At 66.9% G+C, this 24109-nt stretch carries 16 protein-coding genes; 10 read left to right on the top strand and 6 right to left on the bottom strand.

What is annotated here, in order from left to right:
• Nucleotides 1–68: 68 nt before the first annotated feature.
• Nucleotides 69–1109, bottom strand: coding sequence for a DUF1176 domain-containing protein (locus AC2A1N_RS09215; protein WP_242894155.1), 1041 nt, complete (start codon nucleotides 1107–1109; stop codon nucleotides 69–71).
• A gap of 158 nt (nucleotides 1110–1267) precedes the next feature.
• Here AC2A1N_RS09215 and recJ point away from each other — a divergent pair, with 158 nt between their 5' ends.
• From recJ to AC2A1N_RS09165, 10 genes are all read left to right on the top strand, one after another.
• The gene (gene recJ, locus AC2A1N_RS09210; RefSeq protein ID WP_242894152.1) at nucleotides 1268–3025 is read left to right on the top strand and encodes a single-stranded-DNA-specific exonuclease RecJ; all 1758 of its coding nucleotides are present in this window, start codon (nucleotides 1268–1270) and stop codon (nucleotides 3023–3025) included.
• A 143-nt stretch (nucleotides 3026–3168) separates the two neighbouring features.
• Nucleotides 3169–6078: a VIT domain-containing protein gene (locus tag AC2A1N_RS09205; RefSeq protein WP_242894149.1), complete on the top strand. Its 2910-nt coding sequence runs from the start codon at nucleotides 3169–3171 to the stop codon at nucleotides 6076–6078.
• 78 nt (nucleotides 6079–6156) lie between these two features.
• Nucleotides 6157–6405, top strand: a complete 249-nt coding sequence (locus AC2A1N_RS09200; RefSeq protein ID WP_242894168.1) for a hypothetical protein — start codon at nucleotides 6157–6159, stop codon at nucleotides 6403–6405.
• A protein-coding gene (prfB, locus tag AC2A1N_RS09195; RefSeq protein ID WP_111008336.1) for a peptide chain release factor 2 occupies nucleotides 6328–7453 on the top strand; the annotation gives its coding sequence in 2 pieces (ribosomal slippage) (nucleotides 6328–6402 and nucleotides 6404–7453; 1125 coding nt in all). The genes AC2A1N_RS09200 and prfB overlap by 78 nt, the downstream gene beginning before the upstream one ends.
• Nucleotides 7454–7606: 153 nt before the next feature.
• Nucleotides 7607–8389 (top strand): helix-turn-helix transcriptional regulator, encoded by a 783-nt coding sequence (locus tag AC2A1N_RS09190; RefSeq protein ID WP_019661470.1) that lies wholly within the window; start codon nucleotides 7607–7609, stop codon nucleotides 8387–8389.
• A 550-nt stretch (nucleotides 8390–8939) separates the two neighbouring features.
• A complete protein-coding gene (locus AC2A1N_RS09185) occupies nucleotides 8940–10325 on the top strand; it encodes an NAD-dependent succinate-semialdehyde dehydrogenase (RefSeq protein WP_061479276.1) in 1386 nt (461 codons plus the stop codon).
• Nucleotides 10326–10388: 63 nt separating this feature from the next.
• Nucleotides 10389–12029 (top strand): acetolactate synthase large subunit, encoded by a 1641-nt coding sequence (locus tag AC2A1N_RS09180; protein ID WP_061479277.1) that lies wholly within the window; start codon nucleotides 10389–10391, stop codon nucleotides 12027–12029.
• A 146-nt stretch (nucleotides 12030–12175) separates the two neighbouring features.
• The gene (lysS, locus tag AC2A1N_RS09175) at nucleotides 12176–13687 is read left to right on the top strand and encodes a lysine--tRNA ligase (protein WP_061479278.1); all 1512 of its coding nucleotides are present in this window, start codon (nucleotides 12176–12178) and stop codon (nucleotides 13685–13687) included.
• A gap of 204 nt (nucleotides 13688–13891) precedes the next feature.
• Nucleotides 13892–15037, top strand: coding sequence for a cyclic di-GMP phosphodiesterase response regulator RpfG (gene rpfG, locus AC2A1N_RS09170; protein WP_049435901.1), 1146 nt, complete (start codon nucleotides 13892–13894; stop codon nucleotides 15035–15037).
• Nucleotides 15034–17208, top strand: coding sequence for a response regulator (locus AC2A1N_RS09165; RefSeq protein WP_484372073.1), 2175 nt, complete (start codon nucleotides 15034–15036; stop codon nucleotides 17206–17208). The genes rpfG and AC2A1N_RS09165 overlap by 4 nt, the downstream gene beginning before the upstream one ends.
• A gap of 70 nt (nucleotides 17209–17278) precedes the next feature.
• Here the strand turns inward: AC2A1N_RS09165 and AC2A1N_RS09160 are convergent, their stop codons facing one another.
• The 5 genes from AC2A1N_RS09160 to betI all read right to left on the bottom strand — a co-directional run bounded on the left by AC2A1N_RS09160 (nucleotide 17279) and on the right by betI (nucleotide 24098).
• Nucleotides 17279–18151: a crotonase/enoyl-CoA hydratase family protein gene (locus tag AC2A1N_RS09160; protein ID WP_061479280.1), complete on the bottom strand. Its 873-nt coding sequence runs from the start codon at nucleotides 18149–18151 to the stop codon at nucleotides 17279–17281.
• Nucleotides 18152–18312: 161 nt separating this feature from the next.
• Complete coding sequence (locus AC2A1N_RS09155) at nucleotides 18313–19989, bottom strand: long-chain fatty acid--CoA ligase (RefSeq protein WP_061479281.1); 1677 nt, start codon at nucleotides 19987–19989, stop codon at nucleotides 18313–18315.
• Nucleotides 19990–20212: 223 nt separating this feature from the next.
• Nucleotides 20213–21895 (bottom strand): choline dehydrogenase, encoded by a 1683-nt coding sequence (betA, locus tag AC2A1N_RS09150; protein ID WP_061479282.1) that lies wholly within the window; start codon nucleotides 21893–21895, stop codon nucleotides 20213–20215.
• 101 nt (nucleotides 21896–21996) lie between these two features.
• The gene (gene betB / locus AC2A1N_RS09145) at nucleotides 21997–23469 is read right to left on the bottom strand and encodes a betaine-aldehyde dehydrogenase (protein ID WP_061479283.1); all 1473 of its coding nucleotides are present in this window, start codon (nucleotides 23467–23469) and stop codon (nucleotides 21997–21999) included.
• A gap of 38 nt (nucleotides 23470–23507) precedes the next feature.
• The gene (betI, locus tag AC2A1N_RS09140) at nucleotides 23508–24098 is read right to left on the bottom strand and encodes a transcriptional regulator BetI (protein WP_061479284.1); all 591 of its coding nucleotides are present in this window, start codon (nucleotides 24096–24098) and stop codon (nucleotides 23508–23510) included.
• Nucleotides 24099–24109 lie beyond the last annotated feature (11 nt).

Here is a 24109-nt window from a genome sequence, read left to right as displayed (position 1 = left end):
ACGGCGTTGACCCCGATGTTTGCCGGGGTTGCCGGCCAGCGGGCGGCACTATCGCAGGTAGCGGCGCCTCAACGGACCTCGCTGACCACCGTCGGCAGCTGCCAATGACCACCCGCCACGCCGCGGCACTGCCCGGTGGTGAACTCGCCGCTCTTCACGAATCGCGCGCCATCCCAGGCCCAGTCGTGGCCGGAGAAGCAGTCACCGATGCCGCGTCCACGGAAGCGCCCGCGCAGCGTCGCGTCATCGCGATCAAAGTCCTCCGCGTTGGAGGCCACGAACTTCGCCTGGTACGGCGCCTTGTCCTGCACTACCCAGTAGCCGCTGCTGAAGTTGTAGGCACCCACGAAGCAGCTGGTGCTTGCCAGCACATGCTGGGCGTCCAGTCGCTGGATCTCGATTTCATCTGTCCCGCCATCGCTCAGGCGGGCGCACTCATCCGGCTTCGGCAGGCTGGCGATCAGTGCCTTGCGCAGGCCCGGTGCGTTCGCCAGTGCCGCGTCCGAGGCGCGCGGTGCCACCAGTGTGCCGCGCATGATCACTGGCACCGGCAACGCCGCAGGTACGCTCGTTTCGGGCTTGTCGCCACGCCGCACCAGCGCCCCCGGCGTGTCCAGCCGGCCTTGGGCCTCGTCCATCTTCAGTAGTACGGCCGCTGCACCGCGGTCGGAGATCGGCCACGCCTTGCCCTCGCCGTCGATGATCTCGATGCGTGCCTGGCGCGGCAGTGCGGCGACCAGTGCATCGGTCTGTGCCTGCTGCAACAACACTTTGTCCCCGTCGCCGGTGTCGCGCACCGGGCCCAGGTCCTTGCCGTTCAGGTGCAGGCGCAGCGCCCCGGTCGGCGTCGGGCTTTCGCCATCGTCGCCATTGCGCAGCCGCGCGAGCACCTTCGTACCCGGGCCGCCCGCGCGTTCCAGCATCAGGCTGAGCAGATTGCCGGGTTGTTCCGGACTGTAGCCGGCGGCGCGGCAGGTGCGGGTGTTGTCACAGGCCAGCGACCAGTCGTTGTGTTCGAATTCGACCCCGGGCCTGGGCTCAGGCGTCGCGGAGTGGGCGGCCGAGGCCACGGCGAGTGCCATCAGCGCGGTCAGCAGGGTGCGGGTCATGGATGGAAGTCCGTTCCAGGGCAGGCAAGCATGGAAGATGCGGTCGTGAAATCCAAATGCTGCTGGCCGAAGAGCCAAGGGGCCTCGTCAGCAGCGGCAGCCGACTGGGAGAGTGGTGCACGTTATGATGTGCAGGTCTTTCGTAACCGGCGATGCCGATGTCCCTTGCCGCCGATGCTGCGCAGCCGCCCTCTGATACACCGCTGATCCGCCGCCGCGATGCGGTCGTGCCCGGCAGCTGGCCAGAGGGCACGCTGCCATTGCTGGCGCGACTCTATGCCAGCCGCGGTGCGGGAACGCCAGAGCTGGCGCTGCCGAAACTGGGCAGCCTCCACGCGCCCGAGCTGCTGACCGGTATCGATGATGCAGTGGGCCTGCTGATCGAAGCCATCGCCAACGACAAGCGCATTCTGGTGGTCGGCGATTTCGATTGCGATGGCGCCACCGCCTGTGCGGTCGGCGTGCGTGGCCTGCGGATGCTCGGCGCGCAACACGTCTTCCACGCGGTGCCGAACCGCATGGTGCACGGCTATGGCCTGTCACCGTCGCTGGTGGAAGAGCTGGCTGCGCTGCAGCCGGATCTGCTGGTGACCGTCGACCACGGCATTGCCTGCCATGCGGGCGTGACCGCGGCCAAGGCGCGCGGCTGGCAGGTGCTGGTCACCGACCACCATCTGCCGGGGCCGCAGTTGCCGCCGGCCGACGTGATCGTCGATCCCAACCTGGATGGCGATGCCTTCCCCAGTAAGTCACTGGCCGGTGTTGGTGTGATCTTCTATGTGCTGATGGCGCTGCGCCGGCAGATGCGCGAGGCCGGTGTCTTTGCCGATGGCAAGGGACCGGACCTGACCACGCTGCTGGACTTGGTGGCGGTGGGCACCGTTGCGGACCTGGTAGCGCTGGACCCGAACAACCGTGCGCTGGTCAGCGCAGGCCTGCGCCGTCTGCGCGCGGGGCAGGGCTGTGTCGGCCTGCGTGCGCTGATCGAAGCCAGCGGCCGTGATGCTGCGCGGCTGACGGCCACCGACATCGGATTCGCGCTCGGCCCGCGCCTGAATGCCGCAGGCCGGCTGGAAGACATGGCGCTGGGCATCGCGCTGTTGCTGACCGAAGACCCGCGCCAGGCACGTGAGATCGCGCAGACGCTGGAGCAGATCAACTCAGAACGCCGCGCGGTGCAGCAGGCGATGACCGATGACGCCGAGCAGGCGTTGACCCGCGTGGTGCTCGACATGTCGGGGCAGCGACCGGTGGCGGCCTGCCTGTTCGATGCCGACTGGCATCCGGGCGTGGTCGGCCTGGTTGCGTCGAAGATGAAGGATCGCCTGCATCGCCCGGTGATCGCCTTCGCCCCGGCCGAACCCGGCGCCGACACCCTGCGAGGCTCGGCGCGCTCCATTCCCGGCCTGCACATCCGTGACGCCCTGGCGCTGGTCGATGCGCGCCACCCGGGCCTGATCGAACGCTTCGGTGGCCACGCCATGGCGGCCGGCCTCAGCCTGCGGCGTGACCACGTTGATGACTTCAAGGCCGCCTTCGTCGCGGTGGTGCTGGAGATGCTCGATCCGGCGGCACTGCAGCAGCAGGTGCTCAGTGACGGCGAGCTGGCCGCGGACGAGCTGGACCATCGCCACGCCGATGCGTTGCGCCTGGCCGGGCCGTGGGGCCAGGGTTTCCCCGAGCCACTGTTCGATGGCCGCTTCGAAGTGGCCAACTGGCGCGTGCTGAAGGAGCGTCACCTGAAGCTGGAACTGCGCCTGCCCGGCGTACCCGGCACCATCAACGCCATCCATTTCGGCGGCTGGCACGGCAACGCGCCGAGTCGCCACGTGCATCTCGCCTATCGGCTCGCCTGCGACGACTATCGCGGCGGCAGCGCCATCCAGCTGATCGTCGAGCACTGCCTGCCCGCCTGAGAAAAAGGGGACGGAGGGGATTAAGTCGCTTGTGCCTTGTTTGCCAGTTGCGACTTAATCCCCTCCGTCCCCTTTTTTGGTCTCCCAACCCCGTTACGGCTGCTGGTGCGTTCAACGATCCACGATCCCACTGGAGTCCGGTCATGGTCTTCGCCCGTTGCTGCATTGTGTTGTTGCTGGCCCTTGCGGCCTGGCCCGCTGGCGCGCAGTCGCCGCCGATCTCCCGGCCGCAGGCCGCCACCCCGCTGCTGATCGCACCGGCGGCTGAGCAGGCGGTCCAACTGCGACACGCCCGCATCGAGGGCGAGATCCAGGCCGGCATCGCCCAGACCCGGATCACGCTGGAATTCCACAACCCCAACCGGCGGGTACTGGAGGGCGAGCTGCAGTTCCCGCTGGCCGATGGCCAGCAGATCAGCGGCTTCGCGCTGGATATCAACGGCGAGATGCGTGACGCGGTGCCGGTGCCCAAGGACCGCGGCCGCCAGGTGTTCGAGGAGATCGCCCGTCGTGGCGTCGACCCGGGGCTGCTGGAACAGACCGCCGGCAACCAGTTCCGGCTGCGCATCTACCCGCTGCCGGCCGGCGGCAGCCGACGCGTGCAGCTGGTGATTCGCGAGCCGTTGGCCTTCGCCGGCCAAGGCTGGCAGTGGACGCTGCCGCTGCAGTTTGCTGCCGGTGCAGCCTCGGTTGAACTGAAACTGCAGGCACCTGGCACGACCACCGTAGGTACGGCGCCATTCCGCATCAGCGCGGGCCAGCTGCAGTGGCAGGGCAAGGGCGCGCAGTTGCCGAAGCAGCTGCACTGGAGCCTGCCGGCAGCACGCCAGGCACAGGTGCAGGTGGCGCCCTGGCAGGACGGCCATTACCTGCTGGCGCAGCTGCCGGTGGCGGCCAGCAGCACGCCGCGCAGACTGCCGAGCGAAATCGGCCTGCTGTGGGACGGCTCCGGTTCGGCGGGACAGCGCGAACGCACGCGCGAGTTCGCCCTGCTGGATCGCTATTTCGCCGCGCTGGGTGACGGCACCGTGGCCTTGACCGTGCTGCGCGATCGCGCCGAGCCGGTGCGTCGCTTCCGCATCCGCGCCGGTAACTGGAGTGAGCTGCGTGCGGCACTGCAGGCCGTACGCCCGGACGGTGCCAGCGCGCTGGCGCAGTGGCAACCAGAGCAGAGGGTGAAGGAATACCTGTTGGTCAGCGATGGCCTGCTGACCTACGGGCCGGAACAGCTGCCGGCGATGGCGCCGGACCAACGCCTGTTTGCGGTCAGCAGCGCCGGTGCGCGCACCGATGCCGTGCGACTGCGTGGCTGGAGCGAAGCGCATGGTGGTCGCTTCGTCGCGCTGGGGAAGGATGTCGAATTGGCCGCCCGTGAGCTGCTGTCGTCGCCGCTGGATGTGCAGGTCGATGCAGGGCGCGGCGTGCAGGACGTGGTGATCGATCGTCGCAGTGAAGCCCAGGGCTGGTTGTGGCTGCATGCACGACTGGCGGCCGAAGGCGTGCCGATGCGGGTGCGCGTGGGTGGCGGCGAATGGCAGGCGTTGCCCGCCACGCAGAAGAGCAAGGACGGTGAACTGCTGGCCGGTTTGTGGGCGCAGGCGCGTCTGCAGCAGCTGGCCGCCTACCGTCATGGCAACCGCGAGGCGATGCAACGCCTGTCACAACAGTTTGGCCTGGTGGGGCCGGATACCTCGCTGATCGTGCTGGAGACGCTGGAGGACTACCTGCGCTATGCGATCCGCCCTTCGGGCACGCTGCGCGCGGAGTACGACGCCAAGTTTGCAGTGCAGGTCAGGGATCGCGCCGCTGCTGATCGCCAGCGCCTGGATGAAGTGGCCGCCCGCTGGAAGGAGCGCCAGCAGTGGTGGAACCGCAGCTGGCCGAAGGATGCGCCGCCGCAGGCGAAGGGCGGGGCACTGGAAGTGGCCTCGGCGGACTACGCGATGGAATCGGCCCCGATGGCGATGCTCGCCGCGCCTGCCCCCGCCGCTCCGCCCGCCCCCACGCCGATGGCGGCGACCGAGCAACGCATGGAAGCCAGCAGCGCGCGTGCACGTCGCTCAGCGCCTGCATCGAACAAGGCCCTGGATTCAATCACGGTCACTGGTGGCCGTGTCACTGCGCCCGCTGCCGCCAACGACGGCCAGCTCGGCATCCAGCTGGCGGCCTGGCAGCCGGACTCGGCCATCGCCCGGCGCCTGCGCCAGGGGCCGCCGTCGCAGCTCTATGACCGCTATCTGGCCGAGCGCGATGCCCACGCCGACAGCAGCGCGTTCTTCCTCGATGTGGCCGACCTGCTGCTGGAGCAGGGCCAGCGCGAGCTGGCACTGCGGGTGCTGTCGAACCTGGCCGAAATGGATCTGGACAACCGCCACCTGCTGCGCGTGCTCGGTTACCGACTGATGCAGGCCGATGCTCCCGCACTGGCGGTGCCGGTGTTCGAGCAGGTGCTGGCGATGGGCCAGGAAGAACCGCAGAGCTTCCGCGACCTGGGCCTGGCGCTGGCAGCGGCCGGCAAGCCACAGCAGGCGCTGGCGCCGCTGTACCAGGTGGTGGTGCGGCCGTGGGACAGCCGCTTCGATGGCATCGCCCTGATCGCACTGGATGAGCTGACCAACCTGGTGGCCGGCAGCACGCCCCGGCTGGATACCACCGGCATCGACCCGCGCCTGTTGCAGGCGATGCCGCTGGACCTCCGCGTGGTGCTGTCGTGGGACGCCGACAACAGCGACATGGACCTGTGGGTAACCGACCCGAACGGCGAGCGCGCTTACTACGGTAATCGGCTGACCTACCAGGGCGGGCAGATGTCGCAGGACTTTACCGGCGGCTATGGCCCCGAGCAGTTCTCGCTGCGCAACGCCAAGCCGGGCAAGTACAAGGTGGAGGCGAACTACTTTGGCAGCCGCCAGCAGCTGGTGACCGGTGCGACAACCCTGATGCTGCGGCTGACCACCCACTGGGGCACGCCGAAGCAGAAGGATCAGATGGTGACGATGCGACTGAAGGACCGTGCCGAGACCGTGCTGGTGGGCGAGTTCGAGGTTAAATAGTCAACTGCCCCAAGTGGCCGTCCGAGGGGGGGCAAGGAAGACCCTCGTCGACGCCGCTCTGGGGCAAGGAGGCCCTGTGTGGGGTCGGCCGCAGCCCGGCCGGCTCCCCGCGCCAAGGCGGACATCGCCCGCCTGAATGCAGCGCCAGTGCATCATGCTGGAGCCCCGGCGCAGGTCCAGGCCCTCATTCCGGGCATCCCCGGCCTGCGGTATCATTACCAGTCATCTTTTGAATGCATAACCGCCGACATGATCGAACTGAATCCTGTCCGCCAGCGCATCACCGATCTGACCGATCGCGTGCTGTCGCTTCGGGGGTATCTTTGACTACGACGCCAAGAAAGAGCGTCTTGAAGAAGTAACGCGGGAGCTGGAAAGCCCCGACGTCTGGAACAACGCCGAGTACGCCCAGAACCTGGGCCGCGAGCGTTCCAGCCTGGAAAAGACCGTGGGCGGCATCGCCTCGGTGCTCGATGGCCTGAACGACGCCACTGAACTGCTGGAGTTGGCCGAGTCCGAGCAGGACGAGGAGACCGCACTGGCGGTGGTCGCCGACCTCGACAAGCACCAGGCGCACGTGGAGAAGCTGGAGTTCCAGCGCATGTTCTCCGGCGAGATGGACAATGCGGCCGCGTTCGTCGACATCCAGGCCGGTGCCGGTGGCACCGAAGCCCAGGACTGGGCCGAGATCCTGCTGCGCATGTACCTGCGCTGGTGCGAGTCGCGCGGCTGGAAGACCGAACTGATGGAAGTCTCCGGTGGCGACGTCGCCGGCATCAAGTCGGCCACGCTGCGCGTGGAAGGCGATTACGCCTACGGCTGGCTGAAGACCGAGACCGGCGTGCACCGCCTGGTGCGCAAGTCGCCGTTCGACTCGGACAACCGCCGCCACACCAGCTTCACCTCGGTGTTCGTGTCGCCGGAAATCGATGACAACATCGACATCACCATCAACCCGGCCGACCTGCGTACCGACGTGTACCGTTCGTCCGGTGCCGGTGGCCAGCACGTGAACAAGACCGAGTCGGCAGTGCGTATCACCCACATTCCGACCAACATCGTTGTGGCTTGCCAGACCGGCCGCAGCCAGCACCAGAACCGCGACAACGCGATGAAGATGCTGGCCGCCAAGCTGTATGAACTGGAGATCCAGAAGCGCAACGCCGAGAAGGATGCGGTGGAAGCCACCAAGTCCGACATCGGCTGGGGCAGCCAGATCCGCAACTACGTGCTGGACCAGAGCCGTATCAAGGACCTGCGTACCGGCATCGAGCGTTCAGATACGCAGAAGGTGCTGGACGGCGACCTGGACGAGTTCGTCGAGGCCAGCCTGAAGGCCGGTTTGGCCGTGGGCTCCAAGCGCGCCGATGCCTGATCGACGCGCCTGCGCGGATTTCGTCACCCTTGTGCGCAACGCCGAGGGTGGCTGATCACGCTTCCGGTAGAGCCGAGCCCATGCTCGGCTGCTGTTGGCGCAGTAGCAGACGCGTCGAGCATGGCTCAACGCTACAAAGGGTAGGACGGGCCGATGATGCGCAGCGAAAGTGAACGCAAGGAACTCGGTGGCTTCCTCAAGGCCTGCCGCGCCCGTGTCGACCCCGCCACGCTCGGCCTCCCGGCCGGGCGCCGGCGCACCCCGGGCCTGAAGCGCGAGGAAGTCGCGCTGGCGATCGGGGTCAGCGTCAGCTGGTACACCTGGATCGAGCAGGGGCGTGAAGTGCGCGCCTCGCCCGAAGTGCTGGAGCGCCTGGCGCAGGTGCTGCGCATGAGCGACGACGAGCGCGCCTACGCGTTCGCGCTGTCCGGCTACGGCGTGCCGCTTGAATCACCGGACGAGAGCGTGACCGATGGCCTACGCCAGCTGGTGGAGGCGATGCAGCCGATCCCGGCCTACGTACGCAATACCCGCTTCGACATCCTGGCCTGGAACCCGGCCATCGCCGATCTTTTCGTGGACTACAGCCAGCTGGCGCCGCATGAGCGCAACACGCTGCGGCTGATGTTCCTGTACCCGCCGTATCGCACGCTGATCCTCAACTGGGAAGAAATGACCCGCGGGCTGCTGGCGGGCTTCCGCGCGGCGATGGCGCAGGCCCCGGACAAGGCCCCGTTCCTGGCGCTGGTGGAAGACATCGCCGCGCACAGCGAAGAGTTTCGCCAATGGTGGCCGGAGCACGACGTGCGTCGGTTCGATGAAGGTGCGAAGAAGCTCAACCATCCCACGCGGGGGTTGCTGGACCTGCAGTACGTGGCGCTGGTGCCGGAGAGCCGGCACGACCTTTCCCTGGTGACCTACCTGCCGCGGAAGTAGGTTGATCGGCAGGGCTTGCAGCCCTGCACCTGCTCAATGCAACGGCCAAAGCCAGAGCCAGAGCCAGAGCCAGAGCTAGGTTCCGTGGTTTGGCGGGGCGGTGTCGGAGTGCGGGGACGCCGCAAGTACGTCCGTGTAGGCTTGGCAGCCGCTTGCTCGTGTGCGCAGGACAGCGCACACGAGCAAGCGGCGACCGAGCTTACATGGGTAAGGGCGCTTTGCTTGCGAAGCACTGCTTCGCAAGCGCCCGAACGCACAGCCGCCAGCGGCTGGGCCGGGCCCCGGAGGGGTACTTGCAGCGTCCCCCTCAACCGGACCCGCCCCGCCAACCCACGGAATGCCAGCTTCTGCCGTTGCCGTTGCCGTTGCCTTGGCTTGGCTTGGCTTGAAGCCTCTGCGGGTGCAGGGCGCAGCCCTGCCGATAACCCCATTCACACAGGTAAGTGCAGGTCACAGGATAAGCAGACGCCTTGTTGCCTCCGCCAATCGGGTCCACATTTCTGGGCAGAAGACGGGCCGCTGCCCGTTGCCGAGACAACAGGAGCCCTGCATGTCCGCTGCCCCCACCACCGCCATTTCCCGCGATCCGGCCACCGGCCAGCAGATCGCCAGCCATCCCTTCGCCACCGATGCCGAGCTGGAAACAATCCTCGATCGCGGCCAGGTCGGCTTTGCGGCCTGGAGCGTCAAGAGCCTCGAACAGCGCGCAGACGTACTGCGTGCGATGGCCGCCGTACTGCGGCGTGACCGCGAAAAGCTGGCCGCGCTGGCTACCGCCGAGATGGGCAAGGTACAGGCCGAATCGCTGGCCGAGATCGAGAAGTGTGCCGTGCTGTGCGACTGGTACGCCGACCATGGCGCGCAGTTCCTGCGCGACGAACCGACCCAGGTGCCCGACGACAAGGCCTACGTGTCCTACCTGCCGCTGGGCGTGGTGCTGGGCATCATGCCGTGGAACTTCCCGTACTGGCAGGTGATGCGTGCGGCGGTGCCGATCCTGATGGGCGGCAACGGTTTCCTGCTGAAGCCGGCCGAGAACATCGTCGGTACCGCGCAGCTGCTCGACGCGGCCTGGCGCGATGCCGGCCTGCCGGAAGGCACCTTCATCGCCGCCAACATCAGCCGCGAGGGCACCAGCCGCGCGATCGCCGATGATCGCATCGCTGCAGTGACCCTGACCGGCAGCGTGGCCGCAGGCCGCAGCATCGCCGCCCAGGCCGGGCAGGCGCTGAAGAAGGTGGTGCTGGAGCTGGGGGGCTCGGATCCGTTCATCGTACTGGCCGACGCCGATCTGGACGCCGCCGTTGATGCGGCGGTAGCCTCGCGCTTCCAGAACACCGGGCAGGTCTGCATCGCCGGAAAGCGCATCATCGTCGAAGACGCGGTCTACGACCGTTTCGTGGCGCAGTTCTGCGAGAAGGTGCAGGCACTGACCATCGGCGATGGCCGCGAGGCAGGCAACCGCATCGGGCCGATGGCACGCCAGGACCTGCTGGAACAGTTGGACGCGCAGGTGCGCGCCTCGGTGGAGGCAGGCGCGATGCTGCTCGTCGGTGGCCATCAGCTCGATCGCCCGGGCGCGTTCTATGCGCCCACCGTGTTGGCGGACGTGGAGCCGGGCATGCAGGCCTTCGATACCGAGACCTTCGGGCCGGTGGCCTCGATCAGTCGCGCCCGCGACGCCGACCATGCGGTGGAACTGGCCAACCAGAGCGAATTCGGCCTGAGCGGCAACCTGTGGACCGGCGACCGCGCGCGGGCCATGCAGCTGGCGCGCCGGCTGCAGACCGGCGGCGTGTTCGTCAACGGCTTCTCCGCTTCAGACCCGCGCGTGCCGATCGGCGGCGTGAAAAAGAGTGGCTTCGGTCGTGAGCTCTCGCACTTCGGCATCCGCGAATTCGTCAACGCGCAGACGGTGTGGTTCGACAAGCGTTGACGCGCAGCTTCCCTCCTTCCTGCAACGATCCACCATCAGTCCAGCGAAAAGGACGGCATTCCAATGTCCAAGGGTTCAGATCTGCTTGTCGCCGCACTTGAGAACGAAGGCGTCGAGCGCATTTTCGGTATCCCCGGCGAGGAAAACCTCGACGTGGTCGAGTCGCTTCGTCATTCCAGCATCGAGCTGGTCATCACCCGCCACGAGCAGGCAGCGGTGTTCATGGCCGCCACCTATGGCCGCCTGACCGGCAAGCCCGGCGTGTGCCTGGCCACGCTCGGTCCGGGCGCGCTCAACTTCACCACCGGCGCCGCCTATGCGCTGCTCGGTGCGTGGCCGGTGATCATGATCACTGGCCAGAAGGGCATCGTCGCCAGCAAGCAGGCGCGCTTCCAGATCGTCGACATCGTCGGCACGATGAAGCCGCTGACCAAGCAGGCACGGCAGATCGTCTCGGCGCGCACGATCCCGACCATCGTCCGCGAGGCGTTCCGTGTCGCCCAGGAAGAGCGCCCGGGCCCAGTGCTGCTGGAGCTGCCCGAAGACATCGCGGCCGATGAGGTGGAGGGCGTGGCGCTGGTGCCGCCGCACGCGGTGGATCGTCCCATCGCCAGCCCGGAAGCGTTGGATCGGGCGGCAGAGACCATCCGCAGTGCCAAGCGACCGTTGCTGATGATCGCTTCGGCGGCGTCGCGGCCGCAGTCCAGCGAGGCGCTGTCGGCGTTCGTGCTGCGCGCCGGCATTCCGTTCTTCACCACGCAGATGGGCAAGGGCGCGGTGGCCGGCGGCTCGGGCCTGTACATGGGTACCGCAGCGCTGACCGAGCGTGATTACGTGCACATGGCGATCGACCAGGCCGACGTGATCGTGACCATCGGCCACGAGGTCACCGAGAAGCCGCCGTTCGTGATGCGCCCGGGCGGGCCGACCGTGATCCATATCGGCTACTCGCAGGCGGCGGTGGAACAGGTGTACTTCCCGCAGGTGGAGGTGATCGGCGACATCGGCCGTTCGCTGACCCAGCTGGCCGACCGCATCGAAGGCGCGGTGCCGAATGCCGCCGCGCTGCTGCCGCTGCGCGCGACCATCCTCGAGCATCTGGCCGACCGTGCCGAGGAGGCCCGTTTCACCCCGCAGCGGCTGGTGCACGACGTGCGCCAGGTGATGCCGCCGGACGGCATCGTGGCGCTGGACAACGGCATGTACAAGATCTGGTTCGCTCGCAACTACCGTACCCAGGTCGCCAACACATTGCTGCTGGACAACGCGCTGGCGACCATGGGCGCGGGCCTGCCATCGGCGATCATGGCCTCGATCCTGTATCCACAGCGGCGGGTGCTGGCGGTGTGTGGCGATGGTGGTTTCATGATGAACAGCCAGGAGCTGGAGACAGCGCGCCGGCTGGGGCTCAACCTGGTGGTGCTGATCCTCAACGACGGCGCCTACGGCATGATCCGCTGGAAGCAGGCGGTGGATGGCTTCACCGACTACGGCATGACCTTCAGCAACCCGGATTTCGTGAAGTACGCCGAGGCCTATGGCTGCAAGGGGCATGAGGTGACCGCCATCGAGCAGTTCATCCCGACCCTGCAGGCGGCGTTCAACGAGGGCGGGGTGCACCTGGTGTCGGTACCGGTCGATTACTCGGAGAACCAGCGGGTGCTGGTGGACGAGCTGCGGCAGGCGTTCCCCGGGAACGCGTAGGCGCCGATCCGCTGATGGGGTCAGATCCCTTTGCTGCGCAAAGGGATCTGACCCCTCTCCAGGCCGGGGCAGGGCGGTTTTGGTATGCTGTGGAGCCGGCCGCGCCGGGCGCAAGATCCCCCTCACTACACGATTCCCGCAGATCCATGAGCGAAGCTACCGATACCCCCCCCGTCGACGAGAACAAGTTGATCGCCGAGCGCCGTGAGAAACTCAAAGCGCTGCGTGGGCAGGGCATCGCGTACCCGAACGATTTCCGTCGTGAGGACTTCGCCGGCCGCCTGCAGGACGAATTCGCCGATGCCGAACAGTGGACCGCCGAGGCGCTGGAAGGCAACGGCCGCCAGGTGAAGATGGCCGGCCGCCTGATGGCCAAGCGCATCATGGGCAAGGCGAGCTTCGCGCAGATCCAGGACGAGTCCGGCCGCATCCAGCTGTTCCTGCAGGGGGCCGTGCTGGGCGACGCCTACACCGCGTTCAAGGGCTGGGACGTGGGCGACATCATCGCCGTCGAAGGCGGCCTGACCCGGACCAGGACCGGCGAGCTGTCGGTCAAGGCCGAGTCGATCCGCCTGCTGACCAAGTCGCTGCGTCCGTTGCCGGACAAGTGGCACGGCCTGGCCGACGTCGAGCAGCGCTACCGCCAGCGTTACGTCGATCTGATCGTGACCCCGGAATCGCGCGCGGTCTTCATCAAGCGCTCGAAGATCATCCGCGCCATGCGTGCGTGGCTGGACAACCGCGACTTCCTGGAAGTCGAGACGCCGATGATGCATTACATCCCCGGCGGCGCGGCGGCCAAGCCGTTCACCACCCACCACAACGCGCTGGACCTGGACCTGTACCTGCGCGTGGCGCCGGAGCTGTACCTCAAGCGACTGACCGTGGGCGGCCTGGAGCGCGTGTACGAGATCAACCGCAACTTCCGCAACGAAGGCGTCAGCACCCGCCACAATCCGGAATTCACCATGATGGAGCTGTACGAGGCCTATGCCACGTACAACGAGATCATGGACCTGACCGAAGGCGTGATCCGTGACGTGGCCAGGACGGTCAACGGCAGCACCGAGGTCGAGTGGGACGGCGCGAAGATCGACCTGGGCCCGGCGTTCCGCCGCTGGCGCATGGACGAAGCCGTGCGCCACCACAACCCGGAAATCTCGGTTGCCGACTGCACCGACCGTGACGCGCTGCTGCGCCATTGCGAGCGTTTGAACATCCGCGTCAAGCCGTCCTACGGCTGGGGCAAGCTGCTGCTTGAGATCTTCGAGGCCACCGTCGAGCACACCCTGATCCAGCCGACCTTCATCACCGACCATCCGGTGGAAGTCTCGCCGCTGGCCCGTGCCAACGACAATGATCCGGGCTACACCGACCGCTTCGAGCTGTTCGTCAACGGCAAGGAGCTGGCCAATGGCTTCTCCGAGTTGAACGACCCGGAAGACCAGGCCCAGCGCTTCCAGGCCCAGGTGGCCGCGAAGGAAGGTGGCGACGATGAGGCCATGCACTACGACGCCGACTACATCCGTGCGCTGGAGTACGGCATGGCCCCGACCGGCGGCCTCGGCATCGGCGTCGATCGTCTGGTGATGCTGCTGACCGGCAGCAGCTCGATCCGCGATGTGCTGCTGTTCCCGTACATGCGTCCGGAGCAGTAAGTCGCGTTTTTGACTCCCGATTGTGCGCGCCGTCCCGAAACGAGACGGCGCGATTGACGCATCCCGCACTCGGCGTATCGTAATTGCACTACCTTGACGCCTGTTATGGCTTGATCGGCGTTGGGGGAGGGCACGGTGTGGGGAGTCCGCTTCACATTGTGATGACGATCATGAATCGGGACGCATGACACGGGAGTCAGGCCGATGCAGGGTGCGAGCGTTCGCAGCGGCAGAGTATCCTCGCCTGCTGATGATCCAGCGTGGTCGAAAAACCAGGCAGAGTACGCGTTGAATATCGTCATCGTTGATGACCAGACTTCCGCCCGGACGATGCTGCGTCACGTCATCGAAGACATCGCGCCGGAACTGAGCGTGTATGACTTCGGCGATCCGCTGACCGCATTGGCCTGGTGCGAAGCCCATCCGGTCGACCTGTTGCTGCTCGATTACCGCATGCCGGAGATGGATGGCCTGGAGTTCGCCCGTCGTTTCCGTCGCCTGCCCAAGCACCGCGACATTCCGGTGATCCTGATCACCGTGGTCGGTGACGAGCCGATCCGCCAGGCGGCACTGGAAGCCGGCGTCATCGACTTCCTGGTCAAGCCGATCCGCCCGCGCGAACTGCGTGCTCGCTGCTACAACCTGCTGCAGCTGCGCCAGCAGACCGAGAACGTGAAGCAACGGGCGCTGTCGCTGGAGCAGCGCCTGCTGGCCAGCATGCATGAGGTCGAAGAGCGGGAGCGCGAAACGCTGTCAAGACTGGCGCGCGCGATCGAGTTCCGTGATGCCGGCACCAGCGCCTACCTGGAGCGCATGGCACGCGTGGCCGGCCTGATTGCCGAACAGCTCGGGCTGCCCGAGGAGGAGGTGCGCCTGATCGAAATGGCTGCACCGCTGCATGACATGGGCAAGATCGCCATTCCCGATGCGGTGTTGCTCAAGCAGGGCAAGCTCAACGAGGAGGAGCTGGCGATCATGCGCCGGCACCCGCGGATTGGCCATGAACTGCTGAGCGGCAGCCAGAATCGTTTCATCCAGGTTGGCGCGTTGATCGCACTGCGTCATCATGAGCGCTACGACGGCAGCGGCTATCCCGATGGGCTGGTCGGCGATGCGATTCCGCTGGAAGCGCGCATCGTGGCTGTCGCCGATGTCTTCGACGCCCTGATTTCGCCCCGTCCGTACAAGGAAGCATGGACCATGGAAGCCACCCTGGCTTATCTCTACGCCCAGCGTGGCCGGCTGTTCGATCCCCGATGCGTGGACGCGCTGCTGCGCGGCCGCGAACAGCTGGACCAGATCTGCGCCGAGCATTCGATGGCGTCCGCGCGCCCGGGGCTTGGCGCGTGAAACGGCTGTTGTCGCAGCTGCGGCTGCGCCTGTCCCAGCGCCAGGACAGCGAACACGGCCAGCAGATCGTCCGTATTGTCCTGATCAGCCTGATCCTGGTCTACGTGCTCTTGCCGGCGCCGCGCCACGACCTGCCGCACACGCAGTACGTGGGCGTGCTGGCGATCGTATTGACCGGCCTGAGCCTGTCGCTGCTGTTGTTCGGCTGGCTGCTGTGGCGGCCGGCGCGTTCCGATCCCCGCCGCGTGCTGGGCATGCTCGCCGACTATGGCCTGATCGCTGCCGGCATGGTGCAGATGGGCGAGCCCCTGGCCTGGGTCTACATCGTGGTGATGTGGGTGACGGTCGGCAATGGCATGCGCTTCGGCAACCACTACCTGTACGTGGCGGTGGCGATGGCGATGGTGAGCTTCGGTTGCACGGTGCTGCTGACGCCTTACTGGCAACAGAATTTCCGTCTGGCCATCGGCCTCTGGCTCGGCCTGGCGGCGGTGCCGCTGTACTTCTCGACGCTGCTGCGGCAGCTGACCGAAGCGATGGCCGAGGCGCGCCGTGCCAGCGAGGCCAAGAGCCGTTTCCTGGCCAACATGAGCCACGAGTTCCGCACGCCGTTGAACGGCCTCAACGGCATGACCGAAGTGCTGGCGACCACGCGCCTGGACGATGAGCAGCGCGAGTGCCTCAACACCATCCAGGCGTCGTCGCGCAGCCTGCTGGCGCTGGTGGAGGAAGTGCTGGACATCTCGGCCATCGAGGCCGGCAAGCTGCGCGTGGTGGCCGAAGACTTCGCCGTGGCCGACGTGATCCAGGCAATCGGGCTGATCCTGTTGCCGCAGGCCAAGGCCAAGCGCCTGGATTACCGGGTGAAGGTCGCCGATGGTGTGCCGCCACGCGTGCGCGGAGACGTCGGGCACCTGCGGCAGATCCTGCTGAACCTGGCCGGCAACGCGGTCAAGTTCACCGATCACGGCCGGGTCGAAATCCGTGTCAGCGTGGTGCAGGCCGATACCAGTGGCGCGGTGCGGCTGCGCTTCGACATCCTCGACACCGGCATCGGCGTGGCCCCGGCCATGCGTGCGCGGCTGTTCGATGCCTTCGAGCAGGCTGACGTCAGCATGGCGCGACGCCACGAGGGCACCGGGCTGGGCACAACCATCGCCAAGGGCCTGGTCGAGGCGATGGACGGTGACATCGGCTATCTGGAAAACCCGCCGCGCGGCAGCCACTTCTGGGTCGAGCTGCCGTTCGCGCCGCCGCAGCCGCAGGTGCCGGGTGCGGTGCCGAGCCTGACCGGCGACGACGACGTGGGGCCGGGCGGCAACGTGATCGCATTTGCCGACCCGTTCCTGCGCCATCGCGCCCGCGTGCGCAGCATGCAGATCCTGGTGGCCGACGACCACGAGGCCAACCGCATGGTCCTGCAGCGCCTGCTGCAGAAGGCCGGGCATCGCGTGCTGTGCGTGGATGGCAGTGAGGCGGTGCTGGATGCGCTGGCCGACAGTGAATTCGACGCGGTCATTGTCGACCTGCACATGCCGGGCATGAGCGGGCTGGACATGCTGAAGGAGTTGCGGGTGATGCAGGCCGGCGGCGGTCCGCGCACGCCGGTGCTGGTGCTCAGCGCCGATGTCACGCCCGAGGCGATCCAGCGCTGTACCCAGGCTGGGGCGCATGCGTTCCTGGCCAAGCCCGTGGTGGCGGTGCGCCTGCTCGATACCCTGGCCGAGATCGCCAGCAACGCCCAGCTGAAGACCATGGCCGCACCGGTGGTGCGACCGATGGCGCTGCAGGACGGGGTGCTCGACAGCAGCGTGCTGGACGAGCTGGCCTCGCTGGGCATGGGCGAGGGCTTCGAACGTGAGTTCATCCGCCAATGCCTGGAGGACGTGGCGGGCTGCATGGGCAAGGCCGAGCAGGCCGGTGAGGCCACGCAGTGGGATGTGTTCCGCGAACAGTCCCACGCGATCAAGGGCGTGGCCAGCAACCTCGGCCTGATGCGCGCGTCCAACCGTGCCGGCGAGCTGATGCGGATGGCCGACTGGCAGCTGAAGACCGAATGGCGCCAGCGCCTGGGCATCCTGCAGGAGGCGATCAAGGAAGGCCGGCGCGCGCTGGAGGCACGGGCCGAACGCCGGCTGCGCGGCGCTGCCGACGATGGCGAGGCGCGTTGAACCACGGCAGGGTGCATAAAAAAAGCCCGGTGGCCAACCGGGCTTGAACCCATCCTGGGGGAGGGATGAATCAGGCCGCGTCGAGACTGGCGCGACGGGTCTGGGCCTTGATCAGGCGGTCCATGGTACGCAGCGAACGGTCGCCGAGTGCGAGGGCGGAATCGACCCATACCTTGGTGATCTCCAGCAGTTCGTCGTAGCTGACCGGCTGGGCGATGGCGCGTGCGGCGTTCATCGCCAGATAGGACTGCGGCGTGCGCTGCTGCTGGCGGATCAGTTCTTCCACCGCCGCCCGGCCTTCGCCCTTCTTCACCAGCACGTCGACCACGCCCATCGCGTGCATCTCCTCGGCGCTGTAGACCCGGCCGTCGAGGATGATCTTCTCGGCCAGGTGGGGGGACACGCGCCGGCACAGGAAGGAGTACGCACCCATGCCCGGGAACAGGCCGAACAGCACCTCCGGCAGGCCCAGTCCGCTGCCTTCCTCGGCGACGATGGTGTGGCAGGCCAGGGCCATTTCCAGGCCGCCGCCGAGGGCGTCACCCTGGATCAGCGCGATCGAACGGACGTCGCCGCCGAACCCGGTGTGCAGGTGGTGCACGCCCTCCACGCAGCGCTGGGCGTAGTTCAGCAGGAGGTCGCGGTTGCCTTCACGGATCAGGCGGGTGAACAGGTCCAGGTCGCCGCCCAGGTTGTAGGCGACGGCATCGGAGGCCAGCACGAAATGCCGCAATGTTCCGCTGTGGCGTTCGGCAGGGCTGCGGGTGATGGCCGCCATGTAGCTCCACATTTCGTCAAGCATGTCCTTGCGGCAGCAGGGGCGGATCCCGGTGGCGGCGTCGGCGTGCATGAACAGCCAGTGGGCAGCGCCGTCGGCGCTGTCTTCGGTACGGATGGTGGCGAACGGTGAGCCGCTTGAAGGCAGCTTTTCGATGGTACTCATGGAAGGGTCCTCGGCATGCGGCCCGCAGTGTCAGGTGGGTGGCCGGCGGGCCGAACGGTCCACACACGCGGCGATGCTACACCGCCCCAGGGGCGTCGCATGCGAAAGGGCCCGGGACGTTTCCGCCCCGGGCCCTGCATCGTTCAAATTGCCGCAAACCCTTACTGGGCGGGCGTATCGCGGAGTTCGCGACGGAGGATCTTGCCGACATTGGTCTTCGGCAGCTCCTTTCGGAATTCAACGATTTTGGGGTGCTTGTAGCCGGTCAGGTTGGCCCGGGCATGCTCCTTGACCATTTCGGCGGTCAGGTTCGGATCCTTCTTCACGATGACCACCTTCACCACCTCGCCGGACTTGTCGTCCGGGACGCCGACCGCGGCCACTTCCAGCACGCCCGGCATCATCGCGATCACGTCCTCGACTTCATTCGGGTACACGTTGAAGCCGGACACCAGGATCATGTCCTTCTTGCGGTCGACGATGTAGAAGAAGCCGTGTTCGTCCATCTTCGCCATGTCGCCGGTATGCAACCAGCCGTCGGCATCGATCGCCTTGGCGGTTTCCTCCGGGCGCTGCCAGTAGCCCTTCATCACCTGCGGGCCCTTGATGCAGAGCTCGCCGACCTCGCCCAGCGGCAGGATGGCGCTGTTGTCGTCCTTGATGCAGGCATCGGTGGACGGGATCGGCAAGCCGATCGAGCCGTTGTATTCGGTCAGGGTGAGCGGGTTGATGCAGGCCGCCGGCGAGGTCTCGGTCAGGCCATACGCCTCCACCAGGGTCACCCCGGTGACCTTCTTCCAACGCTCGGCCACGGCGCGTTGCACCGCCATGCCGCCGCCCAGGGTGACCTTCAGCGAGGAAAAGTCGACGGTGTCGAAGCCGGGGGTGTTGAGCAGGCCATTGAACAGCGTGTTGACGCCGGTGATGGCGGTGAAGCGCACCGACTTGAGCTCCTTGACGAAGCCCTTCATGTCACGCGGATTGGTGATCAGGTGGTTGCAGCCACCGAACTTCATGAAGACCAGCCCGTTCGCGGTCAGTGCGAAGATGTGGTACAGCGGCAGGGCGGTGATGATCCACTCCTTGCCCATCTCGATGCCCGACGCACTGATCCAGGCCGAGGCCTGCTGCATGTTGGCGATCAGGTTGCGGTTGGTCAGCATCGCGCCCTTGGCCACGCCGGTGGTGCCGCCGGTGTACTGCAGGAACGCAATGTCGTCGTGGTCGATCTCGACCTGGGGCAGGCTGTGGCGGCTGCCGATCTTCAGCGCCTGGCGGAAGCGCACCGCGCCCTTGAGATGGTAGTTGGGCACCATCTTCTTGATGTACTTCAGCACGAAGTTGACGATCACGCCCTTGGCGCCAAGCAGGTCGCCCAGGCCGGTGGTGATCACGTGCTTGACCGGCGTATCGGCGATGACCTGCTCGACGGTGTCGCCGAAGTTGTCGACCACCACCAGTGCGGTCACGCCGGCATCGATCAGCTGGTGCTTGAGCTCGCGCGCGGTGTACAACGGATTGACATTGACCACGGTCAGGCCGGCGCGCAGCACGCCGAAGGTGGCCACCGGGTACTGCAGGCAGTTGGGCATCATCAGGGCGACGCGGTCACCCTTCTTGAGCTTGAGCTCTCCCAGCAGGTAGGCCGCGAACTGATTGACCAGCGCGTCGGTCTCGCCATAGGTGAGGACCTTGCCGAAGCTGGAGTAGGCGGGACGGTCGCGGAATTTCGCGACGGAAGCGTCGAAGACCGAAGCTACCGAATGGAACTCGTTGACGTCGATCTCGGCGGGAACACCTTTCGGATAGCTCTGCAGCCAGGGACGATCCAGACTCATATTCCCCCTCCAGGAATCGTGATGTATTAGGTTCCGGCCCTGAGCGTATCGACAATGGCCGGTCATTGCAGCATACCCCGCCGTAGGGAAAACGCGAAGAGGCCCCGAAGGGCCTCTTTGCTGGGTCGTGCCGGCCGCCGGCCGGCATCTGCGCTGGACAGGCGATCCGGCGGATGCCGGCCAGCGGCCGGCACTACCGCGCCCCACAGGCGGGCCGCTTGCGTCAGCCCTGCTTGCGCACCGGTGCGCCGTTGGCCTTGTAGTACGGCGCGGTGCTGCGGGCCAGCGGGGTGCGGCCACGGATCACATCGGCCAGCTTCTCGGCCATCATGATGGTCGGCGCGTTGAGGTTGCCGGTCACCACCTGCGGCATGATCGACGCATCGACGATGCGCAGGCCTTCCAGGCCGTGCACGCGACCCTGGCCATCGACCACCGCCATCGGGTCGTCGGCATGGCCCATCTTGTTCGAGCACGACGGGTGATAGGCGGTCTCGGCATGCTCGCGCACGAACGCATCGATCTGTGCATCGGTCTGCAGTGCACTGCCCGGCGAGATCTCGCGGCCGCTGTACGGGGCCAGCGCCGGCTGCGCGAAGATCTCGCGGGTGATGCGGATCGCCGCGCGGAATTCGCGCCAGTCCTGCTCGTGCGACATGTAGTTGAACAGGATGCTCGGATGTTCGCGCGGGTCCTTCGAGCGCACATGGATGCGGCCACGGCTGGGCGAGCGCATCGAGCCGACGTGCATCTGGAAGCTGTGCGCCTTGATCGGGTTGGAGCCGTTGTAGTTGATCGCCACCGGCAGGAAGTGGTACTGCAGGTTCGGCCAGTCGAACTCGGCGTCGCTGCGGATGAAGCCGCCGGCCTCGAACTGGTTGCTGGCGCCGATGCCGGTGCCCAGGAACAGCCACTCGGCACCGATCGCCGGCTGGTTGTACAGCTTCAGCGCCGGCGCCAGCGACACCGGCTTCTTGCATTCGTACTGCAGGTACATCTCCAGGTGATCCTGCAGGTTGGCGCCGACGCCCGGCAGGTGGTGCACCAGGTCGATGTCGAGGCTGCGCAGCAGGTCGGCCGGGCCGACACCGGAGCGCTGCAGGATCTGCGGCGAGGCGATGGCGCCGCCGCACAGCAGCACCTCGCGGCGGGCGGTGGCACGCTGCGGCTGGTCGTGGTGCAGCCACTGCACGCCCACCGCGCGCTTGCCCGAGAACAGGATGCGGTCGGTCAGCGCGTGGGTGACGATGGTCAGGTTCGGGCGTGGCTTGGCCAGGTCCAGGTAGCCGCGGGCGGTGCTGGAACGACGGCCCTTCGGGGTCACCGTGCGGTCCATCGGGCCGAAGCCTTCCTGCTGGTAGCCGTTGAGGTCGTCGGTGCGCGGGTAGCCGGCCTGCACGCCGGCCTCGACCATCGCAGCGAACAGTTCGTTGTTGCCGGCCTTGGGCGTGGTCACGCGCAGCGGGCCGTCACCGCCGTGGTAGTCGTTGGGGCCGATGTCGCGGGTTTCGGCCTTGCGGAAGTAGGGCAGGCAGTCCAGGTAGGTCCAGTCTTCCAGGCCCGGCATGCTGGCCCAGTTGTCGTAGTCCATCGCGTTGCCGCGGATGTAGCACATGCCGTTGATCAGCGACGAGCCACCCAGGCCCTTGCCGCGGCCGCAGTCCATGCGCCGGTTGTTCATGAAGGGCTCCGGATCGGTCTTGTACGCCCAGTTGTAGCGCTTGCCCTGCAGCGGGAAGGCCAGCGCCGCCGGCATCTGGGTACGGAAGTCGAGCCGGTAGTCCGGGCCACCGGCTTCCAGCAGCAGCACGCTGACATCGGCATCTTCGGTGAGGCGGGTCGCCAGCACGTTGCCGGCTGAACCGGCGCCGATGATGATGTAGTCGTACTCGTTATGGGTGCTCATGGGTGTCTCCTGCAGGCCGGGGCGCGCTGCATGCAGGCGTCCCGGCGGAATGTCGGATCGGCGCGGCGGCCGGACGATGGGGCGTGCTCGGGGCGCGCCGGTCAGAACACGCTGGCGTAGTCGCCCAGCTCGACCTGCACCGACTTGATGCGGGTGTAGTGGCCGAGGGTGGAGATACCGTTCTCGCGGCCGACGCCGGATTCCTTGTAGCCACCGACCGGCATTTCGGCCGGCGATTCACCCCAGGTGTTGATCCAGCAGATGCCGGCTTCCAGGCGATGGATGATGCGGTGGGCGCGGCTGATGTCCTTGCTGACCACGCCGGCGGCGAGGCCGAAGGTGGTGTCGTTGGCGCGACGCACCACTTCGTCTTCGTCGTCATAGGCGAGGATGCTCATCACCGGCCCGAAGATCTCTTCCTTGACGATGGTCATGTCATCGCGGCAGTCGGAGAACACGGTCGGCAGCACGTAGGCGCCATTGGCCAGCGCGCCTTCGGTGGCGCGGCCGCCGCCGGTCAGCAGGCGGGCGCCTTCGGCCTTGCCGCTTTCGATGTAGCGCAGCACGTTTTCCATGTGCGGGAAGCTGGTCAGCGGGCCGAAGTTGGTCTCGGCAGCCATCGGGTCGCCGATGCGGATGCGCTTGACGCGCTCGACGACGGCCGCCTCGAATGCGGCCAGCATGCTGCGCGGCACGAACACGCGGGTGCCGTTGGTGCAGACCTGGCCGGAGCTGAAGAAGTTGGCCATCACCGCGATGTCGGCGGCGCGGTCGAGGTCGGCGTCATCGCAGATCACCAGCGGCGACTTGCCGCCCAGTTCCATGGTCACTTCCTTCAGCGACGAGGACGCGGCGCTGGCCATGACCTTCTTGCCGGTGGCGACGCCGCCGGTGAAGGAGATCTTCTCGATCACCGGGTGCTCGGTCAGCCACTGGCCGATCTCGCGGCCCGGGCCCTGCACCACGTTGAACACGCCGGCCGGCACGCCGGCTTCGGTGTAGATCTCGGCCAGCCGGATCGCGGTCAGCGGGGTCACTTCCGACGGCTTGAACACCATCGCGTTGCCCGCGGCCAGCGCCGGTGCCGACTTCCACATGGCGATCTGGATCGGGTAGTTCCAGGCACCGATGCCGGCGACCACGCCCAGCGGCTCACGACGGGTGTAGAAGAAGCTCGATTCGCGCAGCGGCAACTGGATGCCTTCGATGGCGGTAGCCAGTCCCGCGTAGTACTCGACCACGTCGGCACCGGTGACGATGTCCACGGTGGTGGTCTCGGCCAGCGCCTTGCCGGTGTCCAGGGTTTCCAGGTGGGCCAGTTCGTCGTTGCGCTCGCGCAGGAGCTCGACGGCGCGGCGCAGGATGCGCGAGCGCTCCATGGCGGTCATCGCGGCCCACACCTTCTGGCCTTCGGCTGCGCTCTGCACGGCACGCTCGACGTCGGCCTGGCTGGCGACCTGCACCTCAGCGATCACCTCACCGGTGGCCGGGTTGATGGTCTTGAAGGTCTTGCCGCTGGTGGCATCGACGCGCTGGCCGTGGATGTAGAGCTGTTGGACGGGCAGGGTGGTCATGGGGCGTACTCCTTGGAAGGGGGCGGGTGCTGAAGCGCTTATAGCGCGACAGCCTGCAACTGGAAGTCGATGTAGCCGTAAGCGATGCGCCGGGACTTCTCGGCGTTGAACTGGCCGCCGACCAGGCTGCCGCGCAGCCACAGGCCATCGATCATCGCGGCCAGGCCGCGGGCGGCCAGGCGGGCCTGCGGGTGGGGCAGCAGGCGGTTGAACTGGTGGCACAGGTTCGAGAACAGGCGCTGGTCGTTGGCGCGCTGCAGCCGGGCCAGTTCCGGCTGGTGCATGCTGGCGGCCCAGAAGGTGAGCCAGACGCGCATGGCGGTGCCGTTGATCTGGCTGTCGTCGAAGTTGCCATCGACGATGGCGCGCAGCTGCTCGCGCGGGCTGTCGCTGGCGTCTGCGCGGTAGCGGGCGACGGCGTCCTTCAGTTCGCGCAGGATCTGCCGCATTGCAGCATTGAGCAGGCCGTCCTTGTCGCCGAAGTAGTGGGCGACGATGCCGCTGGACAACCCCGCCTTCTTCGCGATGGTGGCGACGGTCGCATCGGCCATGCCGATCTCGTCGATGGTCTGGAAAGTGGCCCGGATCAGCTGTTCGCGCCGTACCGGTTCCACGCCTTTCTTCGGCATTGTCTCTCCAC

Source organism: Stenotrophomonas maltophilia group sp. SKK55, from assembly GCF_057179845.1.
This window is presented reverse-complemented; position numbering and strand designations above follow the sequence as displayed.